17 protein-coding genes are annotated in these 18,244 nt (G+C 66.1%); 14 read left to right on the top strand and 3 right to left on the bottom strand.

Annotated elements, in window-relative coordinates:
- The 3 genes from ACQR10_RS07550 to ACQR10_RS07540 form a co-directional block, all read right to left on the bottom strand.
- Positions 1-4,420, bottom strand: a 4,420-nt coding sequence (locus ACQR10_RS07550; RefSeq protein ID WP_434911909.1) for an amino acid adenylation domain-containing protein, incomplete at its 3' end; no start/stop codon positions are given.
- 6 nt (positions 4,421-4,426) lie between these two features.
- A complete protein-coding gene (locus ACQR10_RS07545; protein WP_315800408.1) occupies positions 4,427-4,654 on the bottom strand; it encodes an MbtH family protein in 228 nt (75 codons plus the stop codon).
- 93 nt (positions 4,655-4,747) lie between these two features.
- Entirely contained in the window at positions 4,748-5,299 is a 552-nt protein-coding gene (locus ACQR10_RS07540; protein ID WP_315800407.1) for a YcjF family protein, read from the bottom strand.
- 280 nt (positions 5,300-5,579) lie between these two features.
- Between ACQR10_RS07540 and ACQR10_RS07535 the strand changes: the two genes are divergently transcribed.
- The 14 genes from ACQR10_RS07535 (at position 5,580) to ACQR10_RS07470 (ending at position 18,243) form a co-directional block, all read left to right on the top strand.
- Positions 5,580-6,356: a thioesterase II family protein gene (locus ACQR10_RS07535; protein ID WP_316215579.1), complete on the top strand. Its 777-nt coding sequence runs from the start codon at positions 5,580-5,582 to the stop codon at positions 6,354-6,356.
- Between the two features lie 236 nt (positions 6,357-6,592).
- Complete coding sequence (locus ACQR10_RS07530) at positions 6,593-8,218, top strand: cyclic peptide export ABC transporter (RefSeq protein WP_434848220.1); 1,626 nt, start codon at positions 6,593-6,595, stop codon at positions 8,216-8,218.
- A complete protein-coding gene (locus tag ACQR10_RS07525) occupies positions 8,215-9,321 on the top strand; it encodes a prohibitin family protein (RefSeq protein ID WP_434839069.1) in 1,107 nt (368 codons plus the stop codon). Before ACQR10_RS07530 ends, ACQR10_RS07525 begins: the two co-directional genes overlap by 4 nt.
- A 45-nt stretch (positions 9,322-9,366) precedes the next feature.
- Positions 9,367-9,537, top strand: coding sequence for a hypothetical protein (locus ACQR10_RS07520; RefSeq protein ID WP_315800403.1), 171 nt, complete (start codon positions 9,367-9,369; stop codon positions 9,535-9,537).
- A gap of 692 nt (positions 9,538-10,229) precedes the next feature.
- Positions 10,230-10,883: a 4'-phosphopantetheinyl transferase family protein gene (locus ACQR10_RS07515; protein ID WP_434863579.1), complete on the top strand. Its 654-nt coding sequence runs from the start codon at positions 10,230-10,232 to the stop codon at positions 10,881-10,883.
- Positions 10,884-11,214: 331 nt separating this feature from the next.
- On the top strand, positions 11,215-12,546 hold the full coding sequence (locus ACQR10_RS07510; protein ID WP_316215580.1) for an ABC transporter substrate-binding protein: 1,332 nt from the start codon (positions 11,215-11,217) through the stop codon (positions 12,544-12,546).
- 124 nt (positions 12,547-12,670) lie between these two features.
- Positions 12,671-13,633, top strand: a complete 963-nt coding sequence (locus ACQR10_RS07505) for a carbohydrate ABC transporter permease (RefSeq protein ID WP_316215581.1) — start codon at positions 12,671-12,673, stop codon at positions 13,631-13,633.
- Positions 13,630-14,583, top strand: coding sequence for a carbohydrate ABC transporter permease (locus ACQR10_RS07500; protein WP_316215582.1), 954 nt, complete (start codon positions 13,630-13,632; stop codon positions 14,581-14,583). Before ACQR10_RS07505 ends, ACQR10_RS07500 begins: the two co-directional genes overlap by 4 nt.
- Positions 14,580-14,798 carry a hypothetical protein gene (locus ACQR10_RS07495; protein ID WP_316215583.1) on the top strand — a complete coding sequence of 73 codons (219 nt, stop codon included), beginning with the start codon at positions 14,580-14,582 and terminating at the stop codon, positions 14,796-14,798. The genes ACQR10_RS07500 and ACQR10_RS07495 overlap by 4 nt, the downstream gene beginning before the upstream one ends.
- A gap of 4 nt (positions 14,799-14,802) precedes the next feature.
- Positions 14,803-15,915, top strand: coding sequence for an ABC transporter ATP-binding protein (locus ACQR10_RS07490; protein ID WP_316215584.1), 1,113 nt, complete (start codon positions 14,803-14,805; stop codon positions 15,913-15,915).
- A complete protein-coding gene (locus ACQR10_RS07485) occupies positions 15,908-16,918 on the top strand; it encodes an ABC transporter ATP-binding protein (protein ID WP_316215585.1) in 1,011 nt (336 codons plus the stop codon). Before ACQR10_RS07490 ends, ACQR10_RS07485 begins: the two co-directional genes overlap by 8 nt.
- A 3-nt stretch (positions 16,919-16,921) precedes the next feature.
- A complete protein-coding gene (gene dhaL, locus ACQR10_RS07480; protein WP_316183474.1) occupies positions 16,922-17,533 on the top strand; it encodes a dihydroxyacetone kinase subunit DhaL in 612 nt (203 codons plus the stop codon).
- On the top strand, positions 17,530-17,928 hold the full coding sequence (gene dhaM, locus ACQR10_RS07475) for a dihydroxyacetone kinase phosphoryl donor subunit DhaM (RefSeq protein WP_316183475.1): 399 nt from the start codon (positions 17,530-17,532) through the stop codon (positions 17,926-17,928). Before dhaL ends, dhaM begins: the two co-directional genes overlap by 4 nt.
- A 12-nt stretch (positions 17,929-17,940) precedes the next feature.
- Complete coding sequence (locus tag ACQR10_RS07470; protein WP_315712559.1) at positions 17,941-18,243, top strand: HPr family phosphocarrier protein; 303 nt, start codon at positions 17,941-17,943, stop codon at positions 18,241-18,243.
- Position 18,244: the final 1 nt, after the last annotated feature.

Here is an 18,244-nt window from a genome sequence, read left to right as displayed (position 1 = left end):
TGTCGGGGGCGCGGAAGGCGGCGGCGTTCTGCAGCGCCAGCATCGCCTGGAACAGCGGGCTGATGCCGAGCTGGCGCTGCGGCTGCAGCTCCTCGACCAGTTGCTCGAACGGCAGGGTCTGGTGCGCAAAGGCGGCGAGATCGGTCTCGCGCGCGCGCGCGAGCAGCTCGGCCAATGTCGGATCGTCACTGAGCCGCAGCCGCAGCACCAGCGTGTTGACGAAGAAGCCGATCAGGCCCTCGAACTCGCGGCGGGTGCGGTTGGCGATGGGGGTGCCGATGCTGATGTCGTCGCTGCCGCTCCAGCGCGCCAGCACGGTGGCGAAGGCGGCGTGCAGCACCATGAACAGGGTGACGCCATGGCGGCGCGCCAAGGCTTCCCAGGCCGCGACTTCGCCGGCCTCGTGGCGCAGATGCACGAAGCCCGCGGGATGGCGCGGCGTCGCCGGCCGCGGCAGGTCGAGCGGCAGTTCGAGCCGCGCCGGCGCATCGGCGAGCGCCGTGCGCCAGTAGGCGAGCTCGCGCGGAATCGGACCGTTGGGATCGGCCAGCAGCTGGCGGTGCCACAGCGCGTAGTCGGCATAGTGCACCGACAGCTCGGGCAGGCTCGCAACCGTGCCGTTGCGGGCGGCCGCATACAGCCGCGCCAGCTCGCCGAAGAAGATGCCGGACGACCAGCCGTCGAAGGCGATGTGATGGATGACCACCGCGAGCACGTGGCGCTCGGGAGCGAGCCGCACCAGCACCGCATGCAGCGGCAGGTCGCGCGACAGATCGAAGCGGTGCTGCACCAGGCCGTCGAGTCTTGCGGCGAGCGCGGCGTCGCGGTCGGCGGGCGAGAGATCGGAGAGGTCGTCGTGCAGCAGGCGGAAGGCGCCGGCCGGGCGGATGATCTGCACCGGCGCATCGGCCTTGAGCTCGACCGTGCTGCGCAGGCTCTCATGGCGTGCGACCAGGGCCTTCAGCGCGCGATCGAGCGCTTGTGGATCAAGCGCGCCATCGAGGTCGAGCGCGAAGGGAATGAGATAGGCGGCCGAGCCGCCTTCGAGCTGATCCAGGAACCAGAGCCGGGTCTGGGCGGCGGACAACGGCAGGTCGACCGGACGGGGCACGGCGACGAAGGCGGTGGCCTGATCGCCGGTCTCGCCGTCGAGGCAGGCGGCGAGGCGGGCAATGGTCGGCTGCTCGAACAGCCGGCGCAGCGGCAGCTCGCGGCCGAACTGGCTGCGCAGGCGGGAGACGAGGCGGGTGGCGAGCAGCGAGTGGCCGCCGAGCGCGAAGAAATTGTCGTCGATGCCGATGTTGTCGTGGCCGAGCAGCTCGGCCCAGATCGCGGCAAGCGCCTGCTCGGTGGCGGAGCGTGGCGCGCGATGGGGTGTCTCGGACGCAGCAGCGAGATCGGGCTCGGGCAGCGCCTTGCGGTCGAGCTTGCCGTTGGGGGTGAGCGGCAGCGCATCGAGCGTGACGAACAGCGAAGGCACCATGTAATCTGGCAGCAGGCTGCCGAGATGGCTGCACAGCTCTGCGATGGACGGCGCAACGCCGTCGCGGCCGACCACATAGGCGACGAGGCGCCGCCCTTGCGGATGCTCCTGCGGCACCACGGCGGTAGCAGCGACGCCGTCGTGACGGCGCAGCGCGCTCTCGACCTCGCCGGGCTCGATGCGGAAGCCGCGGATCTTGACCTGATGGTCGGCGCGTCCCAGGAACTCGAGCGTGCCGTCGGCGCGCCAGCGGGCGCGATCGCCGGTGCGGTACAGCCGGGTGCCCGGCGGTCCGAATGGATCGGCGATGAAGCGCTCCGCCGTCAATCCGGGACGATTGATGTAGCCCCGTGCCAAGCTCGCGCCCGCGACATAGACTTCGCCCACGACGCCCGGCGGCAGCGGATTGAGGGCGTCATCGAGAATGACGACGGAGCGATTGGCAAGAGTGCGCCCGAGCGGAAGGGGTGACGTGATCGCGGCCACGTCAGACAGAGCATGCCGCGTGACGAAGGTCGTGGTCTCCGTCGGACCATACGCGTTGGAGACCACCGTGCGGCTGTATTCGAGCACGCGGCGCACGACATCCGGCGACACGGTCTCGCCACCCGTCAGCACCTCGTGCACCCCGTCGAAGCAGTCGGGATGCTCCTCCGCGATCGCTGCGAACAGTTGATAGGTCAGGAACAGGCGCGTGACGCCATGCTGACGGATGGCCGTGGCCAGCCGGCGCGCGTCGAATGCGCCGGTTGGTCCGATCGCGATCGTGTGGCCGTGGAGCAGCGGCACGAACAGCTCGAAGGTGCTGGCATCGAAGGCGGGATTGGAATGCAGCAGGATCGTCTGCGGTCCGTCGTCGTGCCAGACCGGGTCGTCCGCGAGCGAGAGGATGTTGCGATGGCTGATGCCGACGCCTTTGGGATGGCCGGTCGAGCCCGACGTGAACATGACATAGGCAAGATCATCGGCCGCGCCGGCGACGCCGGGATCCCGATCATCGAAGGCGTCGGGACGAGGTGAAAGAATGCCGAGGCCGCCATGGCCGGCGAGCTCGGCCACGAGCGCGGGCGCGGCCAGGGCAAAGCGGGCGCCGGTCTCGCGCAGGATGAAATCGCGCCGATCCCTCGGCTGGCCCGGCTCCAGCGGAACATAGGTCGCGCCGGCCTTCAGCACCGCCAGCACGGCAATGACGAATTCACAGCAGCAGGCGAACAGCAGCGCGATCGGGTCCTGCGGCCGGACCCCGGCCGCGATCAGGTCGTGCGCGAGCGCGTTGGCGCGGCGGTCGAGATCGCGATAGGTGAGCGTATGGTCGTCGGTGCGAATGGCAATCGCGTCGGGGATGCGGCGGACCTCGGTCGCGAACCGCGTGGCAAGCGTTTCGCGCGGCGCGACCGCCGTGAGACAGGGGGGCGCGCCGGGACCATCGGCCCGCGCCAGATCGGGGGCGGCCAGCGCCAGCCGTGCCGCCGGGATTGCGGGGTCATCGACGAGCCCGCGCAGCAGCATCTCGAACGCGCCGGCCCAATGCGCAACCGTCGTCCGGGCAAACAGATCCGGATTGAACTTGAAATTGCCGAACAGCGCCTCGTTCGCCTCATACAGCTCGAGCACGAAATCGAACTGCCCGAGCTGCTGCGGAAACTGGTAGACGCGCGCTGCCAGCCCGCCCCACGTGCTCCAGCCGTCATCCGCCAGCGGCGCGATGAGCCCTTGGACGGCATGCTGTCCGCGCAACTGCAGGAAGTTGAAGCAGGCCTCGTAGACAGGGGTCCGCGCCGGATCGCGCTGCGTCTGCAGCCGCTGAGCGAGCACCGCGAATGGGTAGTCCTGATGCTCCGCCGCTTCGGCGGCCGCCCGTCTCGTGGCGTCGAGAAAGGCGGCGAGGCTCTGGCCGTCCACCAAGCGGGTGCGATGCACGACCGTGTTGACGAAATAGCCCACCGTCGGATCGAAGGCCGGCTGGGTGCGCCCGGCCACCACCGAGCCCAGCAGAATGTCGTCCTGCCCGCTCAACCGGTGCAGCAGCAGGCTGTAGGCGGCGAGCAGCACGACGGACAGCGTGGTCTCGTGGCGTCGCGCCAGCGCCTTGAGCCGTACAAGCAGCTCCGGCGCGATGGCGAGGTCGATCTGCTCGCCGCGCTGGCGGCGCTGCGCCGGCCGCGGATGATCGAGCGGCAGGTCGAGCACGGGAAGCTCGCCGGACAGCAGCCACTGCCAGTACGACCACAGCTGCTCGCCGCGCGCCCCGCCGAGCATCGTGCGCTGCCAGCGCACGAAATCCGCATAGCTGCGCTCCACGCGAGGGAGCTGAGGGACCTCGCCGCGGGCCCGTGCCTGATAGCTGCGTCCGATTTCGTCGAGCAGGATGACGATCGACTGGCCATCGATGACGATGTGATGAGCCAGCGGCAGCAGGACGTGATCCTCGCGTCCGCGGCTGATGAGCACCGCCCGGAACAGCGGGCCGCGCTCGAAGTCGAACGGTTCTTCGTAGGCGTCCTGCACCGCCCGATCGAGGGCAGCCGGGTCTGCGACCTGCACGTGGCGCAGCTCGGCCGCGCGCGGCGAGACGGTCTGGATCGGCGTCCCGCCACGCCAGGCGAAGGTGGCGCGCAGGGCAGGGTGGCGCTCGATCACATCCTGCATGGCCTGCCGCAGCGCTGCGACATCGACCGCGCCGCGAAGCCGAATGGGAAATGCGACGTGATAGGCGGTGCTGGTGGCATCCAGCTGATTCAGGAACCACAGCGCCTGCTGCCCATACGACAGGGGATGATGAGCCGCCTCGGTCCCGCGTCGGCGCAACAGTTCGGCCGCGAGTTGCCGCTTGCGCTGGAGTTCGTCGCCGTTGCCGGCGGCCGGAGTCTCGATCGGGCTGTCCTCAGCCGGCAGGCGCTCCGATTCTGCGCGGGATGGATCCCATCGATCGTTCACGATGCGTCACGCTGCAGACGGGTCGGCGGCATCTCGCTGGCGGCGGAGACTGAGCGGCCGCATGTCGGTCCAGGCACCCTCGATGAACGCGAGGCATTCCGCTTTGCCGCCCGTCGGTCCGGTCTGCCGCCATCCAGTCGGGATGTCCTTGAATTGCGGCCAGAGCGAATACTGCTCCTCGTCGTTGACCAGCACGACGAAGACGGTGTTCTCGTCGTCGAATACATTCACCATGTCGACACCAAGGGCATAGAACGGCGTTCCCTGAACCGCGCGGTACGGGTGATGCAGATCAGCGGCCGCAGCAGGCGGCCGTGTGCAAGCGGCTTAAGCGGTCGCCGTCTCGGCGGTCGTGCCCTTGCGGGTCAATCCGCGCTTGACCTGCTCCTTCATCGTCTCGAGATCGACCGACAACAGATCTCCGCCCTTTTCGAAATGATTGACGAAGACCCGGCCGATGGCCCAGGTGAGCGCCGAGGCGAATGCCGGCACGACGGCGATGCCGAGCAGTGGACCGATGAACGGAACGTAGCGGGCCGCGCGGATCGCGACGCCGGACAGCGGGCTGACCGGCACGATGCCGCCAATCAAGGCGGCCACGTACGACTTCACGGCGTTCTCGTTGAACGGAATTTCATAGACCTCGGCGAGCTCGCTGATCATCTTGATCTGAATACCTGTCAGCGCGAAAACATCGAGCAAAGGCAAAGGGATGAGTCCGGTGATGGCACCAAACCCGGCGTTGCGCTTGACGATCGCCAGCGCCTGCTTGTGATGCTCGGGGGACACGGGGGCGGGGGAAACAGCTTGGTCGCTAGCAGCCAAATTTGTCATGATGATTGATTCCCAATTATTAGTTGAAAGGTACCATCCTTCCACCTCCCTTGGAAGGGCCGTCCGCTCGCTTCTCGCGGACTGTCACCAGATAATGTCCAGGTGATTGATACGGATGTCGAGAGACCGATCAAAAGAAGCTTAGACTTATCAGGACGTAGCAACGCCGAAGGCGGCTGAGAGGTGCGGGCAATGCACAATGAGGTGCGGATTCATGGGAATCCCCTCGATTGTCCTGTGAGCATCGTCGGCGCGGCCGCATCTGGAGGTGCGGCAGCATCGGCCTGTCATGATAATATGCAACAAATTTGAAGTGGGTTGATCGATGCCTGATCGCTGGCAGCATTCGTTTGCTGATGAGTGGCTTCTTTGTTTCAAGCCGAGACCTGCGGCCCGCCGCCGGCTGGTCTGCTTCGGGCCGGCAGGAGGCGGCGCGTCATTCTATCGGCGTTGGCCCGATCTGGCGCCGCCCGATGTCGAGGTGCTGGCGGTCCAGCTTCCAGGTCGGGAGACGCGCCTTGGCGAGGAGCCGCGTCGCGACATCGTGGAGTCCGCAGCGGAGGTCGTCCGCGCGCTGCTCGCCAGGCCGGATCTGCCGACTGTGCTGTTCGGCCACAGCATGGGCGCGCTGCTGGCGCTCGAAGCGGCTCGGGGACTTCGCCGTGCGGAATATGCGCCCGAGCTCCGTCTGGCGGTCTCCGGCCGGGAATCCCCCGATCTTGCAATGCAAGATACCGGTTTCATGACGCTGGCCGATGATGAGTTTCTGATCGCCGTCGATCGCCGCTACGGCGGCATTCCGCCGGCCGTGATGGAGGTCGCGGAATTGCGCGAGCTGATCGCGCCGGCGCTGCGCGCCGATTTCGCGGCCGTGCTCGGCTATCGCATTCCATCGCCCGATCCGCTCGACATCGATCTCACCGTCATGCGCGGACGCGATGACCCGCAGACGGCGGATGAGCGGATCGCAGGATGGGATCGTGTCTCACTCCGGCCGGTTCGCCGCTGCGATTTTCCGGGCGGGCACTTCTATTTGTCCGATCGTGCTGAGGCGGTGCTGTCGGAGCTGCTGGCCGACCGCTTCGTCGCGGAGCCGTCCTGAGCCGCAGTTCGATCAGGTTGCGTATTGTCCGATTGGTTTATTTGTCAGCCTTGCCGTGCCCTCTTTGCCCTGGACGCTGGTTGTGATCAAACACGTTGCAGCAGGATTCGATGTTGCCCGATGTGCCGGACGAGCTTCGTCGTGATCGCCGGCGCTGTTTTGTGGCGGAGTGCTGCGCCCGCCGTCGGCATCGGGGCGTTGAGGGATTTCAGCGTGGACAGAAGGCGGTTTGAACCTTGGACCTGATACGCTTCGTCCTCGCATCCGCGGGTCCCATCCGCTTTCGCCTGATCGCAGGCATGGTGCTGACCAGCTTCGCCATGGGCGCGCTGATGGTCGTCACCAACACGGCCACCGCGCCGGAGTCGAGCGACGGGCCGGCGCTGGAGATGGTGCTGCTGTTCCTGGTCCTGGCGGCGCTCGTGATCGGCTCGCACCGCTACTCCATGCGCATGGTCACGGCCCTCAGCGAGGCCATCCTGCGCCAGATTCGTGACAACTACGTGCTGCTGGTCCGGCGGATCGAGCTCGAGGCGCTGGAGCACACCGGCGTCGACCGGATCTATGACGTGGTCGCGCGCGAGACCATCCTGATCTCCGACGCCGCGCCGCAGATCGTCACCGGGATCATCTCGGCGATGACGTTCCTGCTGCTCGGCGCCTACATCGCCTATCTGTCGCTGTTCGCGATCATGCTGCTGGTGTTCGCCTTCGTCGTGACCGTGTATTTCTACCGCTACAGCCAGCGTGGCTCGCGGGCGGCCCTGGTCGCCGCGAGCGCGCAGGAGACGCGGTTCCTCGACCTGATGGGCCATCTGCTGCACGGCTTCAAAGAGGTGCGTCAGAACGCCGCGCGCGGTTACGACCTGGAGCAGGATCATCTGCTGCCGGCCTCGGAGCAGATCGACGTCAAGAATACGGTCGCGATGGACCACATCGCCTCCGGCATGAGCATCTCCTATATCGGCTTCTACAGCCTGCTCGCCGCGGTGGTCTTCATCCTGCCGGGCTACATCAAGGAGCACCGCACGGTTCTCCAGGTTCTCTACACCGTGCTGTTCATGCTGTCGTCGCTCGACAACGTCTTGCGCTCGGCCGCGGTGCTGGCACGCGCCAACCTGTCGATGGAGCATCTGCTCGACATGGAGAAGCGGCTGCTGGCCGCCGCGCGCGAGCCCGAGCCGTCACCCGATGCCGCGCATCAGGTGTTCGAGCGGGTCGAGCTGCGCGCGATCACCTATTCGCACACCGGCCGCGACGGCAAGCCCAGCTTCACGCTCGGGCCGTGCGACCTCGTCGTTCGACCCGGGCAGATCACCTACCTGATCGGCGGCAATGGCAGCGGCAAGTCGACCCTGATGCGCCTGCTCACCGGCCTCTATGACCCCGCGGGCGGTGTCATCCTGTGGGACGGCGAGCCGGTGGACCATGCCCTGCGCGGCAAATATCGCCAGTTGTTCTCCTGTGTCTTCGCCGACTTCCATTTGTTCGATCGCTTCTACGGCGCGCGCACGATCGATCCGGCCAAGGTGAATGCCATGGTGGCCGATTTCGGACTGGCCGAGAAGACGGCGTTTCGCGACGGCGGCTTCACCCAGCTCGATCTGTCGACCGGACAGCGCAAGCGGCTGGCGCTGATCGTCGCCTTGCTCGAGGACCGGCCGATCTACCTGTTGGACGAGGTCGGCGCCGATCAGGATCCGTCGTTCCGGCACCGCTTCTATACCGAAATCCTTCCCGACTTGCGGGCTCGCGGCAAGGCCGTTATCGTCATCAGCCACGATGATCGCTATTTCTCGATGGGCGATCGCGTTCTCACGATGCGGGACGGCCGGCTCGAGCAAGCCGAGGCTTTGACATGAGCGTGGCCTATCCCGATCGCAGCCTTCGCAACTCGCCGTCTCCGCTCAGGCCGACGCGCGGCAGACTGCGCGATCGCATCGAAGCCTATGTCGTCGGCACCATCGCCTTCGCCGGCCTGCTGGTCCTGTTGCTGTGGCGGACCGTGATCGTCGTGGTTCCCGCAGGCCATGTCGGTGTGCTTTACAGCCTGCTCGGCGGCGGCACCGTCATCAACGACGTCTATCGCGAGGGGCTGGCGCTCAAGCTGCCCTGGAACAGGATGTATCTGTTCGAGACGCGCGTCCAGTCGCTGGCGCTCGACGTCGAGGCGCTCAGCCTCGAAGGCCTGCGCGTCGACGTCAAGGCCAACCTCATCTTCCACGTCGATGCCAACTCCGCGCCCCGGCTCCTGAAGGAGGTCGGCACCGACTACGTCAATCGCCTGGTCATGCCGGTGGCACTCGGCGTCATCAGGCGCGTGATCGGCAAGTTCGACAGCCATCGCCTCTACACGCTCGACAGCGAGCTCCTGACCGGCCAGATGCTGGACGCCCTGCGCGGCGAGCCCAAGAGCACGATCCTGCTCTATGACGACATGGTCGTGACCCGGGTGATGCTTCCCGACGGGATGCGCAAGGCGATCGAGGACAAGCTGACGCAGGAGCAGTACGCCGCATCCTATGAGTTCATCCTTGCACGGGCCCGCTCGGAGGCCGAGCGCCAGCGCATCGAGGCCATCGGCCTGGAGAATTACTATGCGACGGTGTCGCGGTCGCTGTCGAAGGACGTGCTGACCTGGACCGGCATCCAGGCAACGCTGGACCTCGCCCGCTCCAACAACAGCAAGGTCGTCGTGGTCGGCGGCGGCGCCAATCAGATGCCGCTCATCCTGGGCTCGGATATCTCGTCAGGCAGCGCCACAGCGCCGAACCCCTCGATCATGGACTTCGACAGCACCAAGCTCAGCTTCCCCAAGATCCAACAGCCGCCGCGGGACGTCCTGGAGAATCCGAGCGGCGTCGACCTGCCAGGACAGGCCCGCATGACTCCCCTCGGGACGCCGCCCGCGCCGGTACGGCAGGGATCTCCCATTCCGGCGGCTCCGGTGCAGAATGCCCGCTAGCTCCGCGCCGCCCACCGTTTTCGCCAGCATGAGGAGCATCGCCTGATGTCTGCCTTCGTCATCATCATCTATGTGCTGCTGTGCCTGTTGAGCGGCTATTTCGGCCGCGACTCCCGCATGGGCTTCTGGGGCTGCGTGTTTCTGTCGGCCATTCTCAGCCCCGTGCTGATGCTGCCGGCGCTGTTCCTGCTGGGCGGCGGCCGGCGGCCGGCCTGATCCGAGTCGGGCCCGCGCGGCGCGCCGCTGCCTCGGCGATAAAGGTCCCGCACCCGACGGGCAGTTGCCGCATGCGTGTCATGTCCAAACTGCCCGTCGTGCCAGTTTGTCGCGCACTTATCACTTGCACCGTCGGGCAAATCACCTCCACATTTCCGCGCATCCCGGCTCGCTGAAGAGGGACGTTTCGCGATCGTCACGAACGTCGAGCCGGGGATGCGATGGGCGTGTCGGTCCGCAGCGTGATCTCGATTGCGCGGACGAACGGAACGATGCGACGGCGAAATCGTGTGGTCCTGGCGCCCCGAAGCTGGCGCCAAGTCGGCGGTCATGATGATCCGTCGGCGACGGGGGCAATCAAGCCGGTCCCCGGGGAGATCACGTATAAGCCGTCAAACCATCGCGCAGGGAAGGCCGGGATGTCCCAGCCGAACCTGTGGTTCCTGCCCCGTGCATTCTTTCCGCACGGGGGCCATGGGGGCGGCAGGCTCCCGGCCTTCCTTGCGCCTCTTCTCGCTGGAGAGGAGGACGAACGGAAGCAAAGCTCGGGCGAAACACGCCGCGAGATCGCGATGTCATGTTGAATCGTTCGAGATCGGTTTCGGAGCAGCCGCATCGTGTAGAGTGGTGGCCGGCCGATCCGTGTTGGTCAGGGCCGATCCGCAAAAGAGGCAGCGCGTGCAGAGTTGGCGATGAAGGCGATTGCAGAGCTGTTTGACGGTCCGGTCGTGGTTGCCGCATCGAGCCTCTCGCTGGCGGAGGATGAGCTGTTTTCGGAAGAGCGCGCGCACATCCAAGCCGCGGTCGCCAAGCGGCGCGCCGAGTTCGCGACCGCGCGGATCCTGGCGCGCAGGGCGCTGGCCTCGCTCGGAGCTTCGCCGGTCGCGCTCGTCCCAACGCCGGATCGCGCGCCGGTGTGGCCGCCGGGCTATGTGGGAAGCATCTCGCATTGCGCCGACTACTGCGCTGTTGCCGTGGCCCGAAGCAGGGATGTCCCGTCGCTTGGACTGGATGTCGAGGACCTGCGCGAGCTCGATCCGTCGATGCGCGATCTCGTGCTCACGCCGGCCGAGCGACAATGGCTTCGCGCCCAGCCCGATGCGCTGCAGCCGATGCTGCCGATCGTGATCTTCAGCGCCAAGGAAGCCTACTACAAATGCCAGTACCCGCTCACGCGCGGCTTCCTGGATTTCCAGGATGTCGAGCTCGCGATCGCATGGGCGGCGGGCACGTTCGAGGCGCGTGTCATGAAAGAGGACTGGCCGGCCGCCGTTGCTCGTCTCGCCGGACGCTTCTTTATCGCTGACGGCCGGGTGAGCTGCGGCGTGACGCTCGCGCAGGCCTGATGGCGCGAACGCAGCCTGGGGTTGGGGTGGGCCGTTGTCGTTGCCGCCGCGCTGGAAAGCTGTGGGGGCGCGATCTCAGGAAATCTTCATCCAATGAGCTGCTTACCGCAGTCGCTAAACATGATGCGCTGCGAATTGCGAGGAAATGCGCTTGACATGTTTAGTCATTCGCAATCTACTAAACAAAATACTTAACTCGGACGGCCGATCCGGGACCATGAGGAAACGCTTGCGGCTCGCGCTGTCGTTGTGACGGCGCCTCTCGCCGCGGGCCAACACCGCCGTCATCAGCGCAAAGGCAGGGGCGGCGCCAACAGGGAGGGAGTGCCAGATGAAGTTGCTGCAGACATTTGCACTGACGGCGACGGTCGCCGCCGCGACAGTGCTCGGCGCGTCCGCGCCGGCACGCGCCGAGGGAAAGACGATCACCTTGTGCTGGGCCGCCTGGGATCCGGCCAACGCGCTGGTCGAACTGTCCAAGGACTTTACCGCCAAGACCGGCGTCAACATGAAGTTCGAGTTCGTGCCGTGGCCGAACTTCGCCGACCGCATGCTCAACGAGCTCAATTCCAAGGGCAAGCTGTGCGATCTGATGATCGGCGACTCCCAGTGGATCGGCGGCGCCGCCGAGAACGGCCAATACGTCAAGCTGAACGAGTTCTTCGACAAGGAAGGCATCAAGATATCCGACTTCATGCCCGCCACCGTCGCCGGCTACGCCGAATGGCCAAAGGGCTCGCCGAACTACTGGGCGCTGCCGGCGATGGGCGACGCCAACGGCTGGACCTATCGCAAGGACTGGTTCGCGCGGCCGGAGATCCGCGAGGAGTTCAAGAAGAAGTTCGGCCGTGAGCTCGAGGTGCCGAAGACGCAGGAAGAGCTGAAGGACATCGCCGAGTTCTTCCAGAAGCGGGTGATCGACGGCAAGACCGTCTACGGTGCGGCGATCTTCACCGAGCGCGGTTCGGAAGGCATCACCATGGGCGTCACCAACGCGCTCTATCCGTTCGGCTTCAAGTATCAGAACCCGAAGAAGCCGTATGACATGCAGGGCTTCGTCAACTCCGACGACGCGGTGAAGGGCCTCGAATTCTACAAGGCGCTGTACAAGTGCTGCACGCCGCCCGGCTATTCCAACGGCTACATGCAGGAGGGCCTGGATGCCTTCAAGTCCGGCCAGGTCGCGCTGCAGATGAACTGGTTCGCCTTCTTCCCGGGCCTCTACAAGGACCCCAATGTCGGCGGCGACAAGATCGGTTTCTTCGTCAACCCCGCGCAGAAGGAGAAGGGCTCGCAGCTCGGCGGGCAGGGCATCTCGGTGGTGGCCTATTCGCCGAACCGCGCCGAGGCGTTGGCCTACATCAAGTGGTTCGCCTCGCTCGACACCCAGAAGAAGTGGTGGGCGCTCGGCGGCTACAGCTGCCACAAGGGCGTGCTCAACGATCCCAACTTCAAGAACACCGCGCCGTTCGCCGCCGACTTCCTGGTGGCGATGGACCAGGTGGTCGATTTCTGGGCCGAGCCGTCCTACGCCCAGCTCCTGCTGGCGATGCAGAAGCGCGTCCACGACTATGTCGTCGCCGACCAGGGCACCGCCAAGGGCGCGCTCGACGGGCTGATCGCCGACTGGACCAAGGTGTTCAAGGAGGACGGCAAGCTCTGATGGAAGCGGCATCTCGCGTGCAAGCGGGACGCGCCACGACGATCCCTCCGGCGAGCTTCGGCTTGCCGGGCGGACCAGCCAGTCTCACCGCCAGCCAGAAGCAGCCAGTGAAGCAGCCCCTCGCATGACCGACCAGACCGGACTGAGCAGCCTCGTCGACCGCGCCGCCCTGGTGACGCCGCCCGCCGTGGCGCGGCGCGTGCGTGGCCTCTCCGAGCGTGCCATCGCCTGGCTGTTCATCACGCCGACCATGCTGCTGCTGCTCGCGATCAACATCTTCCCGCTGATCTGGACCATCCGGCTGTCGTTCACCAATTATCGCGCCAACCGGCCCAATGCGACGGTGCTCGATGTCGGGCTCGCCAACTACCAGTCGATCCTGACCGATCCGGACGTCTGGGCGGCGATGACGGTGACCGCGCGCTTCGTGTTCTGGACCATCCTGATCCAGACCGTGCTCGGTTTCACGCTGGCTTGGCTGATCGACAAGAAGTTCCGTGGCCACGGCCTGTGGACCACCTTGATTCTGCTGCCGATGATGCTGTCGCCGGCCGTGGTCGGCAATTTCTGGACGTTCCTGTACCAGCCGCAGATCGGGCTCTTCAACTACGTCATCGCTGCCGCGACCGGCGCGCCGGCATCGTCTTTCCAGATGCTGGCGCAAGTGCCGCTCGCGCCGTGGGCCATCGTCATCGTCGACACCTGGATGTGGACGCCCTACGTGATGCTGATCTGCCTTGCCGGTCTGCGCTCGATTCCCGACTACATCTACGAAGCAGCCGAGGTCGACCGCGCCTCGCCGTGGCGGCAGTTCTGGTCGATCACCCTGCCGATGGCGCTGCCCTTCATCATGCTGGCGGTGCTGTTCCGCGGCATCGAGAACTTCAAGATGTTCGACATGGTCAACCTCCTGACCGGCGGCGGACCCGGCTCGACCACCGAGGTCGCCTCGATCACGCTCAAGCGGGAGGCCTTTGAGAAGTGGCGCACCGGCTATTCCTCGGCCTTCGCGATCGTTCTGTTCGTCACCGTGTTCGGTCTCGCCAACATCTACGTCAAGGCGCTCAACCGGGTGAAAAGCCGATGACCGGTCTCGCAACCGCCCATTCCGTTGTCGATCCCTCGCCGCTGACCAAGCGGATCGCGGCGACCGTGGTGATCGCCTATGCGCTGATCACCCTGGTGCCGCTGCTGTGGATCTTCATGACCGGATTCAAGTCGCCGTCGGATGCGATCGCCTATCCGCCGAAGCTCGTCGCCGAGCCGAGCCTGGAGGGCTATTGCAACCTGTTCACGACCCGGACGCGGCAGACCCCGGAATACATGGCCAAGCTGCCGCCGGCGGCCGATCTGTGCGACCGCATCTCGCGCGGCCGCAACATGGTGGTCGCGGGTCCGTCGAACTACATCCCGCGCTACGTCAACTCGCTGGTGATCGCATTCGGCTCGACCGCGCTGTCGGTCGTGCTCGGCACGCTCGCGGCCTATGCGTTCTCGCGCTTCAAGGTGCCGCTGAAGGATGATCTCCTGTTCTTCATCCTGTCGACAAGGATGATGCCGCCGATCGCGGTCGCGATCCCGATCTACCTGATGTATCGCGAGCTCGGCCTGTCCGACACGCGGCTCGGCATGATCCTGCTCTATACGTCCGTCAACATCTCGCTCGCGGTCTGGCTGCTCAAGGGATTCATGGACGAGATCCCGCGCGAATACGAGGAGGCGGCGATGGTCGACGGCTACACCCGCCTGCAAGCCTTCTTCAAGGTCGTGCTGCCACAGGCCACCACCGGCATCGTCGCCACCGCGATCTTCTGCCTGATCTTCGCCTGGAACGAATATGCCTTCGCGGTGCTTCTGACCTCGGGCACGGCGCAGACCGCGCCGCCCTTCATTCCGATCATCATCGGCGAGGGCGGCCAGGACTGGCCGGCGGTCGCTGCCGGCACCACACTGTTCCTGATCCCGATCGTCGTGTTCACGGTGCTGCTGAGGAAGCACCTGTTGCGCGGCATCACCTTCGGAGCGGTGCGCAAATGAGCCGGTCGATACGAAATAGGCCTGCCGATGTCGCGGCTACGCGCTGGCCACGGGCGCTTCGGCGCGGCCCGATGGAGACGTTGGCGACGATCCTGATTGCTGCCGGCGTGCTGATGCTGCTGCAGCCGTTCGCGTTGGTGCTCTACACCTATTCCTTCATCACCACGCTCGCCGGTGTCGTGATGTTCACCATCGTCTCCAAGTTTCCGGACTGACGCCATGGCCGAGATCCGGATCGAGAATCTGTTCAAGGAGTTCGGCGGCTTCGCCGCCGTGCGTGGCACCAGCTTCACGATCGCCGATGGTGAGTTCTTCTGCCTGCTCGGTCCGTCTGGCTGCGGCAAGACCACCACCTTGCGCATGATCGCAGGCCTGGAGCTGCCGACCTCGGGCACGATCAGGCTTGGCGGCGAGGACGTCACCTTCCGCCGTGCGCGTGAACGCGACATCGCCATGGTGTTCCAGCTGTTCGCGCTCTACCCGCATATGAACGTGCGCAGCAACATCGCCTTTCCCTTGGTCTCGATGGGCGTGCCCAAGGCGGAGATCCGGCGGCGGGTCGAGGAAGCCGCGCGCATCCTGCGCATCGACCATCTGATCGACCGTCCGGTCAGCGGGTTGTCGAGCGGCGATCGCCAGCGCGTCGCGCTCGGCCGCGCCATCGTCCGCGAGCCCAAGGCGTTCCTGATGGACGAGCCGCTCGGCGCGCTCGATGCGGAGTTCCGGCACATCATGTGCGGCGAGCTGCGCGCCTTGCACGACCGGCTCAAGGCCACCACCGTGTTCGTCACGCACGACCAGCTCGAGGCGATGTCGATGGCCGACAAGATCGCCGTGATGAATCGCGGCGTCGTGGAGCAGCTCGGAACGCCGCAGGAGATCTATGACCGTCCCGCCACCATGTTCGTTGCGGACTTTATCGGCTCGCCGGCGATGAACTTCATCCGCTTCGCGGGCCGACTTGGCGCCGGCACGAACTGCGTGCGCATCGACGGTGCCGAGATCGGCGTGCCCGAGCTGCGCGAGGATGCCGGGAGCGACGAGCTGGTTCTCGGCGTGCGGCCGGAGCAGGTGACGCTCAGCGCCGAAGGCGGGCTGCGCGGCGAGGTGTTTGGCACCGAATATCTCGGCACCACCCAGATCATCACCGTCACGACGGCGCACGGCACCGTCAAGGCACGCGCGCCCGCGGCGCTCCGCGTGGCGCGTGCGGAGCCGGTCGGGCTCAGCTTCCGCGCCGACCGGCTGTCGCTGTTCGACGCCGCCACGGGCCGTGCGGTCCGCACGGCGCTGTATGAACAGCCGGTGAGAGGAGGACGACATCATGGCTGAGACGCGGCTCAACGTCGTCAGCAAGTCGTTCGGCCCAAAGCCGGCGGTGCGGGATTTGTCGCTGACCATCCGTGATGGCGAGCTCGTGGTGCTGCTCGGGCCGACCGGTGCCGGCAAGACCACGACGCTGCGCCTGGTAGCGGGCCTCGAGCAGCCGGATCGCGGCAGCATCACCATCGGTGGCGTCGACCAGACCAAGGCGACGCCGGCCGCGCGCGACGTCACCTTCGTGTTCCAGCAATATTCGCTCTATCCGCATCTGTCGGTGTACGACAATCTGGCTTTTCCACTGCGCTCGCCGGTGCGCAAGATTGCGGAGGCCGAGATCAAGCGCATCGTCCGTGACGTCGCGGGGATGCTGCGGATCGAGGACAAGCTCGGCAATCGCGCCACTCAGCTCTCGGGCGGCCAGATGCAGCGCGTGGCGATCGGCCGTGCCCTGGTGCGCCGGCCTGCGATTGCATTGCTCGACGAGCCGCTGTCCTCGCTCGACGCCAAGCTGCGTTCGGAGCTGCGTATCGAGCTCAAGCGCATCCAGCAGGATCTCGGCGCCACCATGCTCTACGTCACCCACGACCAGATCGAGGCGATGACGCTCGCCAACCGCATCGGCGTGATCGACCAGGGCCGTCTGGTGCAGGTCGGCAGCCCGCGGGAGGTCTATGAGGATCCGGACAATACCTATGTGGCGACCCGGCTCGGCAGCCCCGGCATCAATCTTCTGCCGCGTCGGCTGTTCCCGGATCTCGCAATGCCGGGCGACGTCGCGACGATCGGCGCGCGCACCGAGCACATGACGGTCCGGCGCGCCGAGACCCGTGCAGACGCGCGGGTGAAATGGATCGAGCATCTCGGCGATCAGAATCATCTGCATATCACGCTGCAGGACCAGACCATCGTCAGCCTGGTGGAGCCCGATACGGAATTGAAAGTCGGCGACTCCGTCGCTATCGAGTTCACCCGGCCGCTGCTGTTCGACCGGGCGGGCCAGCGGGTGAGATAGACAATGGACCAGGCGTTCAAGCGTAAGCTGATCGTGGCGATGGCGGATGCCATGATCGCCCATGCCGAGGAGCTGACCGCGCTGGATTCGGCGATCGGCGACGGCGATCACGGCCTCAATATGAAGCGTGGCTTCGAGGCCGTGCTCGCCGATGCGGACAACATTTCCGCCAAGCCCCTTCCGGAGGCCCTGAAGGCGGTCGGCATGGCGCTGGTGATGAAGGTCGGCGGCGCGTCCGGTCCGCTCTACGGCACGCTGGCGATGGGACTTGGCAAGGCGCTGCCATCAGAGCCCTCTGCCGCCGACGCGGCGGCGGCGCTCGGTCGCGCCATCGCGGACGTCAAGGCACGGGGCAAGTCGGAAGCAGGTCAGAAGACCATGCTCGACGTCTTGATCCCCGTGCAGGCGGCTTTTGCGGCCGGTGGCGACGATCTCGGTTCCCGGCTGCCCGCGATCGCCGCTGAAGCTGCCGATGCGACGGTGCCGATGCTGGCGATCCGCGGCCGCGCCTCGTTTCTCGGCGAGCGTTCGATCGGGCACATGGATCCCGGCGCGCGCTCGTCCAGCCTGCTGGTGCAGGCGATCTGCAGCGTCTTCAATGAGGCCCGAGCATGAATGAGCAGAAGAATGTCGGCATCGTCATCGTGTCGCATTCCGCCAAGGTGGCGGAGGGCGCGGCCGACATGGTCCGGCAGATGGTCGGCGACAGCGTGCCGCTCGCAGCGGTCGGCGGCAATGCCGATGGCGGGCTCGGCACCGATGTCGGCGCCATCATGGGCGCGATCGACAGGGCGTGGTCGGAGTCGGGCGTTGCGATCCTGGTCGATCTTGGCGGCGCCGAGACCAACAGCGAGATGGCGGTGGAGATGATGCCGGAGGAGCGGCGCGAGCGCATCGTGATCTGCAATGCGCCGCTGGTCGAAGGCGCCGTGATGGCGGCGACGGAGGCCTCCGGCGGCTCGCCGCTCGATGCGGTGCGCGCGACCGCCGAAGAGCTGATGGGCGGATGAGCAGGAACGACGATGGCTGACGGTGGAGAGATCGGCATGCAGGAAGCGAAGGCGCATGCGCTGCTGACCAACGAGGTCGGGCTGCATGCGCGGCCCTCGGTCAAACTGACCCAGCTCGCGAAGCGCTTTGCGTCGAGCATCGAGGTCGCGATCGCCGCCGACGGGCCCTGGACCGATGCCAAGAGCCCGGTGAAGATCATGCGCGTCAAGGCGGCCAAGGGTGAGACGCTGTTCCTTCGCGCCAACGGAACCGATGCCGAGGCGGCCATCGCGGCGCTCGTTGATCTGGTCGACCGCAAGTTCGACGAGGAGTGAT

The organism is Bradyrhizobium sp. HKCCYLRH2060 (genome assembly GCF_051168135.1).
GTDB lineage: Bacteria > Pseudomonadota > Alphaproteobacteria > Rhizobiales > Xanthobacteraceae > Bradyrhizobium.
Note: the sequence above shows the minus strand (reverse complement) of the source record. Positions and strands in the feature narration are given on the sequence as shown.

What these genes read in the sequence shown, in the direction of transcription:
- ACQR10_RS07505 (WP_316215581.1), top strand. Translation starts at nt 12,671, where the DNA reads ATGACCGACCAGACCGGACTGAGCAGCCTCGTCGACCGCGCCGCCCTG.
- dhaM (WP_316183475.1), top strand. Translation starts at nt 17,530, where the DNA reads ATGAATGAGCAGAAGAATGTCGGCATCGTCATCGTGTCGCATTCCGCC.
- ACQR10_RS07510 (WP_316215580.1), top strand. Translation starts at nt 11,215, where the DNA reads ATGAAGTTGCTGCAGACATTTGCACTGACGGCGACGGTCGCCGCCGCG.
- ACQR10_RS07520 (WP_315800403.1), top strand. Translation starts at nt 9,367, where the DNA reads ATGTCTGCCTTCGTCATCATCATCTATGTGCTGCTGTGCCTGTTGAGC.
- ACQR10_RS07525 (WP_434839069.1), top strand. Translation starts at nt 8,215, where the DNA reads ATGAGCGTGGCCTATCCCGATCGCAGCCTTCGCAACTCGCCGTCTCCG.
- ACQR10_RS07545 (WP_315800408.1), bottom strand. Translation starts at nt 4,654, where the DNA reads ATGGTGAATGTATTCGACGACGAGAACACCGTCTTCGTCGTGCTGGTC.
- ACQR10_RS07500 (WP_316215582.1), top strand. Translation starts at nt 13,630, where the DNA reads ATGACCGGTCTCGCAACCGCCCATTCCGTTGTCGATCCCTCGCCGCTG.
- dhaL (WP_316183474.1), top strand. Translation starts at nt 16,922, where the DNA reads ATGGACCAGGCGTTCAAGCGTAAGCTGATCGTGGCGATGGCGGATGCC.
- ACQR10_RS07485 (WP_316215585.1), top strand. Translation starts at nt 15,908, where the DNA reads ATGGCTGAGACGCGGCTCAACGTCGTCAGCAAGTCGTTCGGCCCAAAG.
- ACQR10_RS07515 (WP_434863579.1), top strand. Translation starts at nt 10,230, where the DNA reads ATGAAGGCGATTGCAGAGCTGTTTGACGGTCCGGTCGTGGTTGCCGCA.
- ACQR10_RS07470 (WP_315712559.1), top strand. Translation starts at nt 17,941, where the DNA reads ATGGCTGACGGTGGAGAGATCGGCATGCAGGAAGCGAAGGCGCATGCG.
- ACQR10_RS07490 (WP_316215584.1), top strand. Translation starts at nt 14,803, where the DNA reads ATGGCCGAGATCCGGATCGAGAATCTGTTCAAGGAGTTCGGCGGCTTC.
- ACQR10_RS07495 (WP_316215583.1), top strand. Translation starts at nt 14,580, where the DNA reads ATGAGCCGGTCGATACGAAATAGGCCTGCCGATGTCGCGGCTACGCGC.
- ACQR10_RS07535 (WP_316215579.1), top strand. Translation starts at nt 5,580, where the DNA reads ATGCCTGATCGCTGGCAGCATTCGTTTGCTGATGAGTGGCTTCTTTGT.